11 protein-coding genes are annotated in these 10,967 nt (G+C 68.2%); 3 read left to right on the forward strand and 8 right to left on the reverse strand.

Features of this window, described 5'->3' with window-relative positions:
- Positions 1-138 precede the first annotated feature (138 nt).
- Together Q8Q88_RS04715 and Q8Q88_RS04720 are read right to left on the reverse strand one after the other, a co-directional pair.
- Positions 139-450 (reverse strand): hypothetical protein, encoded by a 312-nt coding sequence (locus tag Q8Q88_RS04715; protein WP_305674045.1) that lies wholly within the window; start codon positions 448-450, stop codon positions 139-141.
- Positions 451-597: 147 nt separating this feature from the next.
- Positions 598-936, reverse strand: a complete 339-nt coding sequence (locus tag Q8Q88_RS04720) for a hypothetical protein (protein WP_305674046.1) — start codon at positions 934-936, stop codon at positions 598-600.
- Positions 937-1,298: 362 nt separating this feature from the next.
- On the opposite strand from Q8Q88_RS04720, the gene Q8Q88_RS04725 reads away from it, so the two are divergent.
- Positions 1,299-3,275: a transglycosylase domain-containing protein gene (locus Q8Q88_RS04725; protein WP_305674047.1), complete on the forward strand. Its 1,977-nt coding sequence runs from the start codon at positions 1,299-1,301 to the stop codon at positions 3,273-3,275.
- A 151-nt stretch (positions 3,276-3,426) separates the two neighbouring features.
- Here Q8Q88_RS04725 and Q8Q88_RS04730 read toward each other — a convergent pair whose 3' ends face one another.
- The 3 genes from Q8Q88_RS04730 to Q8Q88_RS04740 all read right to left on the reverse strand — a co-directional run bounded on the left by Q8Q88_RS04730 (position 3,427) and on the right by Q8Q88_RS04740 (position 6,506).
- Positions 3,427-4,164, reverse strand: a complete 738-nt coding sequence (locus tag Q8Q88_RS04730) for a M48 family metallopeptidase (RefSeq protein WP_305674048.1) — start codon at positions 4,162-4,164, stop codon at positions 3,427-3,429.
- A 9-nt stretch (positions 4,165-4,173) separates the two neighbouring features.
- The gene (locus tag Q8Q88_RS04735) at positions 4,174-5,445 is read right to left on the reverse strand and encodes a polyhydroxyalkanoate depolymerase (RefSeq protein ID WP_305674049.1); all 1,272 of its coding nucleotides are present in this window, start codon (positions 5,443-5,445) and stop codon (positions 4,174-4,176) included.
- Positions 5,446-5,915: 470 nt separating this feature from the next.
- Positions 5,916-6,506, reverse strand: a complete 591-nt coding sequence (locus Q8Q88_RS04740) for an SCO family protein (RefSeq protein ID WP_305674050.1) — start codon at positions 6,504-6,506, stop codon at positions 5,916-5,918.
- 52 nt (positions 6,507-6,558) lie between these two features.
- On the opposite strand from Q8Q88_RS04740, the gene Q8Q88_RS04745 reads away from it, so the two are divergent.
- Together Q8Q88_RS04745 and Q8Q88_RS04750 are read left to right on the forward strand one after the other, a co-directional pair.
- On the forward strand, positions 6,559-7,947 hold the full coding sequence (locus Q8Q88_RS04745; protein WP_305674051.1) for an ActS/PrrB/RegB family redox-sensitive histidine kinase: 1,389 nt from the start codon (positions 6,559-6,561) through the stop codon (positions 7,945-7,947).
- Positions 7,948-8,027: 80 nt separating this feature from the next.
- Positions 8,028-8,585, forward strand: a complete 558-nt coding sequence (locus Q8Q88_RS04750) for an ActR/PrrA/RegA family redox response regulator transcription factor (RefSeq protein ID WP_305674052.1) — start codon at positions 8,028-8,030, stop codon at positions 8,583-8,585.
- 162 nt (positions 8,586-8,747) lie between these two features.
- On the opposite strand, the gene mmcB is transcribed toward Q8Q88_RS04750, so the two are convergent.
- The 3 genes from mmcB to Q8Q88_RS04765 form a co-directional block, all read right to left on the reverse strand.
- The gene (gene mmcB / locus Q8Q88_RS04755; protein ID WP_305674053.1) at positions 8,748-9,203 is read right to left on the reverse strand and encodes a DNA repair putative endonuclease MmcB; all 456 of its coding nucleotides are present in this window, start codon (positions 9,201-9,203) and stop codon (positions 8,748-8,750) included.
- A 40-nt stretch (positions 9,204-9,243) separates the two neighbouring features.
- Entirely contained in the window at positions 9,244-9,792 is a 549-nt protein-coding gene (locus Q8Q88_RS04760) for a lipocalin family protein (RefSeq protein WP_305674054.1), read from the reverse strand.
- A 90-nt stretch (positions 9,793-9,882) separates the two neighbouring features.
- Positions 9,883-10,967 (reverse strand): ferritin-like domain-containing protein (locus tag Q8Q88_RS04765; protein WP_305674055.1); only part of this gene is annotated, 1,085 nt, incomplete at its 5' end.

Consider the following 10,967-nt stretch of genomic DNA (forward strand, 5'->3'; position numbering starts at 1 on the left):
CGCAGCGGCCTAAAGGCTTGAAAGCGCTTGGAAAAGCACATTGGCCGTCGGGACTGGTAGAGCCCCCTGGCCCGAAGCCGCGCGCCTGATAGCACGCGATTTTCGGCGCCGCAACCAAACCGGCCGCGACACCTTGGATTATACGGCCTTGGAAGTCTCCAAGGATCGGCGGAATAGCGCCGAAGCGACCGCCAGGACCGCGCCCTCGGGGGTCAGGAGGCGACCGTGGGCGAAGATGAGCGTGCGGGTGGCCCGTTCGACGGCGGCCTCGACCACCACCGCGGCGCCCGGCGACGCCGTCGGACCGTAGTCCAGGGTGAGCGAGACCGGCTCGGCCCCGGGGCCGGCGATTTCCAGCAGCAGCGGCTCGATCAGGCTGGCCACGGCGGCCGGGGCGTCGGGCAGGCGCGCCTGGCGGCGCAGGCGTTCGAGGGTGGTGTCTGAGATCATGGAGGCGGTCCCTTACGCGGGCGCGCGCGAAACTCAAAGAAAAAGGGCGCCGGGGGGCATACCCGGCGCCCAAGTTACAGGCTCGACTGGAAACAGCGGCTGGGAGGCGCGCCTATCGGTGCGCGAACCTGGTCGTGGTGTCGGAGCCTAGCGGTTGGCCACCTGGGTGGCCGGCAGGGCCGCCACGTTGCAGGCGCCGAGCTTGGTCTCGTCCAGTTGCTTGCGCGCGCCGCCGAAGGAGGCGACCGCGCCCAGTTCCTTCGCCAGGTCCTTGCAGGTCGCGGTGGCGTAGGTGCGCGAGGACGGCGCCGAGGCCACGCAGGTGTCGCCTTCGCAGAGGAAGACGGCCCCGCCGGCGATGACCTTGGTCTTGGCGGCGAGCGGGGCTTGCAGCTTGGCGGTGATCGGATCGTCGGCCAGGGCGGCGCCGGCGAACGAGACAGAGACGATGGCGGCGCAGGCGGCCGCAAGGGTACGGAGCTTCATGAAAGCCCTCCAGCGTTTCGGGGAGAAAAGGCAGGCCTCGGGCCTGGCTCGGCGCAATCCGGGAATCCGCCACCGGTATCCCCACCGATGGCGCGAAAAGAACTAAGCATCGCTAAGATAACACTGCTTAGATTGAGGGCAATAGATAATTTCTGTGGTCAGCTATGCGAAAATGCAGGGGTGCAATCGGCGCGGCCGGTTCCCATATGACGTGATCGCACCGCGAGGCCGCGCTGCAGCGCGACGCGGGCGGCCCGCCCACAGTCCCCGTTCATCTCTCGTCAATCTTGTCGCGCGTTTGGTGCGCCTAGGTTATCTGTCGCCTCGGAGCGGGGGCGATCCACGGCGACTTAGGACGACACATGGCCAGATCAGGACCGGATTCTCGCCGGCCGGCCCCGCGAACCCCGCAGCGACCCCCAGCGAGAACCCCTCTCCAGGCCTTCCTGTACTGGACCATGGTGCTGGGCGTCTGGGGCCTGATCTTCGTGGTGGCCTTCTTCGCGGTCTTCGCCACCGACCTGCCTGACACCTCCAAGCTCTACGATGTCGAGCGCCAGCCCTCGATCTCGTATCTGGACCAGTCCGGCGCCGTGGTGGCCGTGCGCGGCAGCCAGTACGCGCCGCCCGTCGACCTGGACAAGCTGCCGCCGCACGTTCCCAAGGCGTTCGTGGCCATCGAGGACCGCTGGTTCTACTGGCATATCGGGTTCAACCCCTGGGGCATCCTGCGCTCGCAGATTTACAACACCACCCACAAGGGCGGCCCCCTGCGCGGCGGCTCGACCATCACCCAGCAGCTGGCCCGCAACCTCTTCCTGACGCCGAATCAGAACTACCGGCGCAAGGCCCAGGAACTGATCCTGGCCATGTGGCTGGAGGCCAAGTTCAGCAAGAAGGAGATCCTCTCCCTCTATCTGAACCGGGTCTATTTCGGCGCCGGCGCCTACGGCATCGAGGCCGCCAGCCAGCGCTATTTCGGCAAGCCCGCCAGCCAGCTCACCCTGGGCGAAAGCGCCCTCCTGGCCGGGCTGATGAAGGGCCCGTCCCGCTACAGCCCGGTCTCGGCCACCAAGCGCGCCGAGCAGCGGGCCAACGTGGTGCTGAACGAGATGGTCCGCTCCGGGGCCATCACCGCGGCCGAGCGGGACGAGGCCTTCAAGACCCCGGTCAAGGTCAATCCGACCCTGGCCAGCCAGCGGGCGCAGTATTTCACCGACTGGGTCGACGACCAGGTCCGCTCCCTGCTGGGCGAGCCCACCGAGGACCTGGTGGTGGAGACCACGTTGGACCTGCCCATCCAGACCGCGGCCGAGCAGGCCGTACGCCGCGGCGTGGCCGCCGCCAAGGGCCAGGGCGTGCAGCAGGCGGCCTTGGTGGCCATCGACGGCGAGGGCCGCATCCGGGCCTATGTGGGCGGCGTCTCCTATGAGGAAAGCCAGTTCGACCGCGCGACCATGGCCCGACGCCAGGCCGGCTCGGCCTTCAAGCCCTTTGTCTATCTCACCGCCATGGAGAACGGCCGCACGCCGGACGTCCAGGTGGTCGACGAGCCGCTGAAGATCGGCAATTGGGAGCCGCGCAACTATACCGGCGACTTCCGCGGCCAGATGACCCTGCAGAGCGCGCTGGCCCAATCGATCAACACCGTGGCCGCGCGCCTGGCCAACGAGGTCGGCACCGGCAACGTGGCCGCCACCGCCCGCCGGCTGGGAATCACCTCCCACATCCAGCTCGACCCCTCCATGGCCCTCGGCGCCGTCGAGGTCAGCCCGATGGAGATGGCCCAGGCCTATGCGCCCTTCTCCAATGGCGGCTTTCTGGCCAAGGGCTACGGCATCACCCGGATCCGTACGGCCTCGGGCAAGGTGCTCTACGACCACACCGTGGAGAAGGCCCAGCGCCAGGCGGTGATCGGCTCGCCAGCCCTGCAGTACATGAACCAGATGATGCGCCAGGTGATTGTCTCTGGCACCGGGACGCGGGCGAATGTTCCCGGCTACGACCTGGCCGGCAAGACCGGCACCACCAGCGACTACCGCGACGCCTGGTTCGTCGGCTATACGGGCGGCTTCGTCACGGCCGTCTGGGTCGGCAAGGACGACAACAAGCCGATGAAGCGGGTTACCGGCGGCAACGCGCCGGCCGGCATCTGGCGCGACTTCATGGCCGCCGCCCTGCCCCGGCTGAAGACCCAGGAGATACCCGGCGGAACCGCCGCCCCTGCGCCCGAGACCGATCCGATCGGCGACGTCATCGATGGCATCGGCGACGCCATCGGGATCGGAAACGACCCGCCGCCGCCCGAACGCGCGCCCGCCGAAGCGCCGCCCTACTGACCACAACGGTTGTCATCCCGGTTTGCGAAGCAAGACCGGGACCCATGAACACCTGATAGCGCAAGCGATGGCGCCGCCTCGCCATCTGGATTCGATCGGCGCGTATGGGTCCCGGCTCTCCGCTTCGCTGCGGCCGGGATGACAGATGTTGTTAACGCCCGAAGGCGTGCAGCCTCGCGCCTTCGGCCCTCAGCCAGGCGCGGTGCGGCCGCTCATCGCCGACCAGGGCCTTCACATGGGCCCAGAAGCGCGGCCCATGATTCAGCTCCAGAAGGTGGGCGCATTCGTGGGCGACCACGTAGTCGGCGACCTCGAACTCGGCCAGCGCCAGACGCCAGGAATAGCGGATCGCCGCGGGCTTGCCCGGCAGGCCCGGACGGCAGGAGCCCCAGCGGGCGCGGGCGTCCATCACGGTGACGCTGGGCAGCTTGGCCTCCAACCTGGCGCAGTGGAAAGCGGTGCGCTCGGTGAACACCCGCAGGGCCTCGCGCTTGATCATGCGGACCACGGCGTTGGCGTAGACCGCCCCCTCGCCGCGCGCGGAGATGCGGCCCGGCTCATCCTGGGTGGCGGGATGGAAGCGGGCCGGCTTGGTGCTGGCCTCCAGGCGGCAGGGCTTGCCGAACAGCACGATGGTCATGCCGGGCGCGATGGATTGCGACTGCGGCAGCTCGGCCAGGCGCTCGGCGATCCAGCCGGCACGGTCGCGGGCGAAGGCGGCGGCCTCGGGCAGCCGCCGGGCGCTGGGGGCGGTGGCGACGATCTCGCGCTTGGTGCGGTCCAGCCGCAGGGAGACGCGGCGCGCGCGGGAATGGACTTTCAGGCGCACGACGGCCCCGGCCACCTCCAGCCGATCGCCGTCGGCCAGGGTACGGCCGAACAAGCTCATGCAACCTATCTAGGCTGCGTCGCGCTTCGTTTCGATGCCCGCCGCCTGGCGGCGAATGAACGCACGCACCCGGGGATAGATCTCCTCGCGAAAGCGCCGGCCGTTGAACACCCCGTAGTGGCCGACATGCGGCTGCACATAGTCCTCCTTGAAGTCGTCCGAGAGGCCCGTGCAGAGCGCGTGCGCCGCCTGGGTCTGGCCGATGCCGGAGATGTCGTCATTCTCCCCCTCGACCGTCAGCAAGCCGATATCGCGGATCGAGCCCGGCTGCACGGCGCGGCCGCGATGCTTCAGCTCGCCCTTCGGCAGCAGGTGCTGCTGGAACACGTAGTCGACGGTCTGGAGATAGAACTCCTCCGGCAGATCCAGCACCGAGAGGTATTCGTCGTAGAACTCCAGGTGCTTCTCGGCGCCGTCGCCGTCGCCTTCCATCAGGTCCTGCAGGTAGCGCAGGTGGGCGTCCTGGTGCTTCTCGATGTTCATCGACATGAAGCTGTAGAGCTGGACGAAGCCCGGATAGACCCGCCGCCCCATGCCCGCATAGGGCGGCGGGACGGTGTCGATCATGTTGGACTTGAACCAGGCGAAGGGCTTTTCCTCGGCCAGCTTGTTGGTGACCGTGGGCGAGAGGCGCGCGTCGATGGGCGAACCCATGATGGTCATGGTGCCGGGGCGGCTTTCCTCGCCGTCCTCGGCCATCAGGGCCGCGGCGGCCAGGACGGCGGGACCCGGCTGGCAGACGGCGACCACGTGCGGACGCGGGCCCAGCTGGCGCAGCATCTCGCGGACATGGTCCACATAGTCATGGAAGTCGAAGCGGCCATCGAGGACCGGGACGTCGCGGGCGTTGGACCAGTCGGTGACGAACACCTCGTGATCCTGCAGGAAGGCCTCGACGGTGCCGCGCAGCAGGGTGGCGTAGTGGCCCGAGAGCGGCGCCACGATCAGCACGGCGGGCTCCAGCTCGCGGTGGCCGGCGCGGCGCATGTCGGCCATGTCGCGACTGAAATGGATGAGCTTGACCCAGGGGCTGGACCAGACCTCGGCCGGGCGCACGCGCACCGGCTGGCCGTCGATCTCGACGCGGTCGATGTTCCAGGCGGGCTTGCCGTAGCGGCGGGTCAGGTTGGCGAACAGGTCGGCATTGGCGAACAGCCGGCGGCCGATGTCGCTGTCCTTGGCCGGGTTCAGGGGCGAGGACCAGAACTCCCGCATGGCCCGGGTGGCGAACCGCAGCGGGGTGGAGGCGTAATAGCCTGCCTCGTAGAGCGTGTAGAGCATCGTAGAAGACGTCCTTGTGCTGCGTCGCAGCGTAGCATGACCATACTTAAGGATGTCCAGCGGTAACCGGTTCCCGCTGCGGCGCTTCGACGCTCCGGATTAAATTTCGCACCTGCGGCGCCTGGCTCGGAGGCTAGTCGCCACACCACCTTCTCCCCTTGCGGGAGAAGGTGGCCCCGCGAGAGCGGGGTCGGATGAGGGGTCGAAAGCCCTATCCGATTGGCGGCGGCGCAGCCGCGCGCGTCCAGGAAAACTGACCACCGAAACCACGAAAAGCACGGACACAGGGCGCCGTCGGACTCGGCGCAGGTCAGTGCTTTCCATGTTTTCCGTGGTCGATCTTTGCTTCGCCAGGCTAACCGGCGAGTTCTGAGAGACCCCTTATCCGTCGGGCTCCTCGCCCGACACCTTCTCCCGCAAGGGGAGAAGGACACCAGAAGCGTCAACGCCGGTGTCGTGGGGCTGCCGACTCACCCCATGGCCTGGCCGATCTGGCGGGCGATCTCCTCGGGCGTGATCCCGTAGGGCAGGATGCGGTCGAAGCGGCCCTTGGGGTCCATCAGATAGGCCGGGGTCGAATGGTCGACCAGGTAGTCCGGCCCCTCGCCGTTCTTCTTGTAGTAGACGTGGTAGGCCTTGGCCACGACGGCCACCTGTTCCGGGGTTCCGGTCAGGCCGATGGTCCCCTTCGGAAAGGCCGCGCCGGCGAGATAGGTTTTGAGCTGGGCGGGGGTGTCGCGCTCGGGGTCGACGGAAATGAACACCACCTGGGTCCGCTCGGCTTTCGGTCCCAGCAGGGCCTGGGCCCGCTCCACGGCCTGCAGCGTGGTGGGGCAGACGTCCGGGCAGTAGGTGAAGCCGAAGAACACCACCGTCCACTTGCCGTTCAGCACGGTTTCGTCGACCGGCTTGCCGTCCTGGTTCACCAGCTGGAAGGGGCCGCCGACCGCGGCGGGGCCGGGATTGTCGAAAGCGCCGGTGCGCCAGGCGATGCCGGCCAGCACGGCCAGGCCCACGAGGCAGGCGGCGAGCAGAATCAGGTGTCGGGGTTTCGTAGGCATGGGGGCCTTTGGGGCTCGTCAGGCGGGGCGCAACGCGCGATGGTCGCGGTCCATGGCGTCCACAAAGAACACGTCGCCGCAGAAGCCGTCGCCCGGCCTCGATAGGCAAAGCGCCGCGCCCGCGCAAGCCAGCGACGACTGGGGCCTTGGCGGCGTGCGCGGCGGGCGGCTGCGCCTGCGGACCCTGGTCACCCTGCGCTGGATGATCGTGGCCGGCGAACTGCTGTTGCTGGCGGTGGCGGGCCTGGGGTTCGGTTTCGAGGCCCCCTACCCGATCTGCTTCGCCGTGGTCGGGGCCGCGGCCTGGGTGAATCTCTTGACCGGCGTGGCCTCGCCGGGCCAGCGGCTGATCGGCGACTGGGAGGCGGTAGGCCAACTCAGCTTCGACGTGGCCCAGATCTCGATCCTGCTGTTCCTCACCGGCGGCACGTCCAACCCGTTCATCCTGATGCTTATCGCCCCGGTGACCCTGGCGGCCGCCACCCTGGCGCCGCGGGCGGTGACCGCGCTGGGGGCCGAGGCGATCGCGGCCTCGATCGCGCTGGCCTTCATCCACCTGCCCCTGCCCAGCCCCTCCGGCGCCGCGGTCGAGCTGCCGCTCAGCTTCATGATCGGGGCGGCGGCGGCCAATGTTGCGGGCGTCATCGTCATCGCCGGCAACGTCCGCCAGGCGGTCGAGGAGTCCTCGCGCATGGCGCTGGCGCTGGACGTCACCCAGGCGGTGCTGGCGCGCGAGCAGCGGCTCTCGGCCTTGGGGGCGCTGGCCGCCGCCGCGGCCCATGAGCTGGGCACGCCGCTGGCCACCATCTCCATCGTCGCCAAGGAGCTGGCGAGAGAGGCGCCGACCGCCCAGGTGAAGGAGGACGCCGAACTGCTGATCGCCCAGTCGGAGCGTTGCCGCGAGATTCTGCGCCGACTGACCGACGCCCCGGCCGCGGCCTCCGACGAAGTCCACGAGCGGATGAGCCTGTTGCAACTGCTGAACGAGGTGATCGAACCACACGCCGACGTCCGCGGCGTGCGGGTGGAGGCGATCGTCTCCGGCGCCCCCGGGGTGGCCGCGCCCAACATCTGGCGGATGCCCGAGGTGCTGCACGCCATGACCTCCTTCGTGGAGAACGCCGTCGACTTCGCCGCCTCGGAGATCCTGGTGACCGTCCGCTTCGACGCCCAAAGCGTCGGGATGGAGGTGCGCGACGACGGGCCGGGCTTCCCGCCCGAGGTGCTGGCCAAGCTCGGCGAGCCTTATGTCACCAGCCGTCCGGGGGTGGCCGGAGGGCGCACCGGCCACATCGGGATGGGCCTTGGCTTCTTCATCGCCAAGACCTTGTTGGAACGAACCGGCGCTGTAGTGACTTTCCAGAACGGTCGCCCGCGCGGCGCCGTGGTCGCGGCCCGTTGGCCGAGGGCGCGAATCGAGGCGCTGGGCGGAAACGGCTGAAGGCCCTTGCGGATCGTCGCCAAGCAGCGACATGATGCCGCAGGAGGCGTGGACGCCAACGCCCCTATCGGAGGTTGCGCATGACCGATCTCTCCGCCGACATCGCCGCACTGCCGGATCGAAGCCTTTTGGTCCTCGACGACGACGCCCCGCTGCGTACGCGGCTGGGGCGCGCCCTTGAACAACGCGGGTTCGAGCCCGTGCTGGTGGGCAGCGTGAGCGAGGCCCTGGCCGCGGTGAAGGCCCATCCGCCGGCCTACGCCGTGCTGGACATGCGGCTGGAGGATGGGACCGGCCTGAAGGTGGTGGAGGCGGTCCGCGACGCCCGCGCCGACGCCAAGGTGATCATGCTGACCGGCTACGGCAACATCGCCACGGCGGTGGCTGCGGTGAAGTCCGGGGCCATCGACTACCTCTCCAAGCCCGCCGACGCCGACGACGTGGCCCGCGCCCTGCTGGCCCGCAAGGACGAGTCGCCGCCGCCGCCGGAAAACCCCATGAGCGCCGACCGCGTTCGCTGGGAGCACATCCAGCGGGTCTATGAGCTGTGCGGCCACAACGTCTCGGAGACCGCCAGGCGCCTGAACATGCACCGCCGCACCTTGCAGCGGATCCTGGCCAAGCGCGCGCCGAGATAGGACGCACCTAAAGCTGTCGTCCCGGCCGCAGCGAAGCGGAGAGCCGGGACCCATAGACACCTGATCACGCAAGCCTTGGCGCGGCCTCGCCGCATTCTGCAAAGATCGGCGCGTATGGGTCCCGGTGTTGCTTTGCAAACCGGGACGACAGCCGATGGGGAACTAGCCTTCCAGCTGGGTCACCACCACGCCGGCCGCGCGCATGGCGGCCAGGCGGCCGAAGGCGATGGTCAAGGCCTTGCGCCGGGCGCCGGCCAGGGGAACGCTGGGCGCCTCGCGCAACACCGCGCCCCCGAAGGCGTCGCAAACGATCAGGCCCGGTTCCTCCGGCAGGATCTCGCGAGGGAATTCGGGCGCCACGGCGAAGGCGAAGCTGTCGCAATAGGGCATGTACTCATGCCACTTGCGGTCCACCCGATAGTCTTCAAGCCCCGACTTCACCTCGACGATGACCACGTGGCCCTTGGGCGACAGGGCCATCAGGTCGGCGCGCCGGCCGTTGGGCAGGGTCACCTCGCTCAGGGGCGCGTAGCCCAGGTCGACCAGCAGCCGCGCCGCGCCCCGGGTGACCGCGGCGGTGATCTCGGGTCGGGTGACGGTGACGATGGTGACGCCCATGCCGAATTTATGTTCCGGCTTCGTTCCGGGCGCAAGACCCTCAGTTCTTGGCGGGCTGCGGAAATTCCAGGCGGGCCACGTCGTAGCCGAGCTGCTTCACCCGGCTCAGGGCCTGGGCCCGGACGCCGGCGGCGAGGGTCGGACGTTGCGACATCAGCCACATGGCCCGGCCGCCCGGCGTGCCGAGGATCAGCCAACCCTGGTCGGGACGGTGTTCCAGCACCCAGTATTCCTGCTTCACCAGCCCGCCGAAGAAGGTCATCTGCAGCTTGGCGTTGGTCTTGGGATCGATGACCTTGGCCTTGGCCTTCCACTCGGTGGGAGGCGCGGCCAGCGAGCCCTTGTGGCAGGCCTGGAGCACAGAGAACCCCTCGCCGTTGCGCACCCAGTCTGAGGTGCCGCCCTGGCAGCCCGTCTGGATCTTGTTGGGCAGGCGCGCGACCTCGTACCATCGCCCCGTCATCTTGGTCAGCTCGATACGCTCCGTCGGCTGCGGGGGCGCGGCCAGGGCGGGAACGGCGGCGATGCAGAGCGCGGCGAACGCGAAACAGGCGGCGACGAACGCGAGAGGGAGGTTCGGAAAACGCATGGGCGGTATGGCTAACGCTTCAGGGGGGAAAAGGTAAACGCCCGCGGACCATGCCCGCGGGCGCATGAACTCAATCCGAACGAAAAAGGGCTATTCCGCGGCGATGGATACGTTCGCGGCGATGCGGTCCTTGAAGTTGATCTTCTGGAGGTACTTGATTCCCTCCTCGGCGATGTCGTCGCCGACCATCTTGTCGCCTTCCGCCTTCAGCTCCTCCATATCGACATACATGCCGTAGAAGGCCCGCGTGCGGTCGGTGATGATGCCGGCGTTCAGCAGGGTCTTGATGAGCACGCGGAAGATGTTGCTGGCTTCCTTCATGTCCTCGCGGCGCGCCTCGTCCGTGGCGATCAGCTGGATTTCCTCCAGGACCCGCGCGGGATCGAGGCCGAACTCCTCATAGAGCGCGACCTGTTCCGAGGGCGAGACGAGGTTGAACAGCACCGCCTGGAAGCAGTGGGCCGCCCAGTCCTCGACGATGATGTGCTCGGCTTCCGACAGCTTGGGGATGGTGCGGTCGGCCCAAATCTTCCCGAACTTGTGGTGGAAGGCCTCGTCGGTCATCACCAGCTGCATGAGCTGGCGGCCCAGGGGGTCGTTGAGTTTCTGATAGAAGGTGGCGAAGGCGCCCATGGCCAGGCCCTCCACCAGCATCTGCATGCCGATGATCTTCTTGTAGACCTCGGGGCTGCCGATGATGTCGACCAGCAGGTCCTGCAGCACCTTGCTGCACGCCACCGGCCGGCCCCAGCGGGCCTTGATGTATTTGGCGAAGGCGGTGACGTGGCGGGCCTCTTCGCGGGTCTGGTTGGCGGCGTATTCCTGCGCGCCCTGGTCCAGCAGCACGTGGCACAGCGAGGCCGAGAGGTTCAGCGCGCCCTGCTCGCCATGCAGGATCGAGGAGAAGGAATAGAGCAGCGACTTGTTGAGGAACTGGGCGCGCAGCGACGGCGTGTTCAGCTTCTCCTTCACGTAGTCGGTCTGCAGGGCCGCGCTGAGCTCCTCCGGCATCAGGGCGTCGTTGTCCATGTCCCAGGGCGCGGAAAAGTCGATGTATTTTGGGTCGAGCGGATCCCAGAAGTGGTCGTGGGTCGCCGAGATGATCTTGTCGAACGCCGTCGAGCGGTTGTTGTAGCGGTCCAGGTCCAGCATCGACTCGAAGTCGTCCGGCGCCA

The sequence above is a fragment of the Phenylobacterium sp. genome (genome assembly GCF_030697925.1).
In the GTDB taxonomy this organism is placed as follows: domain Bacteria; phylum Pseudomonadota; class Alphaproteobacteria; order Caulobacterales; family Caulobacteraceae; genus Phenylobacterium.

What these genes read in the sequence shown, in the direction of transcription:
- Q8Q88_RS04725 (WP_305674047.1), top strand. Translation starts at nt 1,299, where the DNA reads ATGGCCAGATCAGGACCGGATTCTCGCCGGCCGGCCCCGCGAACCCCG.
- Q8Q88_RS04715 (WP_305674045.1), bottom strand. Translation starts at nt 450, where the DNA reads ATGATCTCAGACACCACCCTCGAACGCCTGCGCCGCCAGGCGCGCCTG.
- Q8Q88_RS04720 (WP_305674046.1), bottom strand. Translation starts at nt 936, where the DNA reads ATGAAGCTCCGTACCCTTGCGGCCGCCTGCGCCGCCATCGTCTCTGTC.
- Q8Q88_RS04750 (WP_305674052.1), top strand. Translation starts at nt 8,028, where the DNA reads ATGACCGATCTCTCCGCCGACATCGCCGCACTGCCGGATCGAAGCCTT.
- Q8Q88_RS04760 (WP_305674054.1), bottom strand. Translation starts at nt 9,792, where the DNA reads ATGCGTTTTCCGAACCTCCCTCTCGCGTTCGTCGCCGCCTGTTTCGCG.
- Q8Q88_RS04735 (WP_305674049.1), bottom strand. Translation starts at nt 5,445, where the DNA reads ATGCTCTACACGCTCTACGAGGCAGGCTATTACGCCTCCACCCCGCTG.
- mmcB (WP_305674053.1), bottom strand. Translation starts at nt 9,203, where the DNA reads ATGGGCGTCACCATCGTCACCGTCACCCGACCCGAGATCACCGCCGCG.
- Q8Q88_RS04730 (WP_305674048.1), bottom strand. Translation starts at nt 4,164, where the DNA reads ATGAGCTTGTTCGGCCGTACCCTGGCCGACGGCGATCGGCTGGAGGTG.
- Q8Q88_RS04745 (WP_305674051.1), top strand. Translation starts at nt 6,559, where the DNA reads ATGGCGTCCACAAAGAACACGTCGCCGCAGAAGCCGTCGCCCGGCCTC.
- Q8Q88_RS04740 (WP_305674050.1), bottom strand. Translation starts at nt 6,506, where the DNA reads ATGCCTACGAAACCCCGACACCTGATTCTGCTCGCCGCCTGCCTCGTG.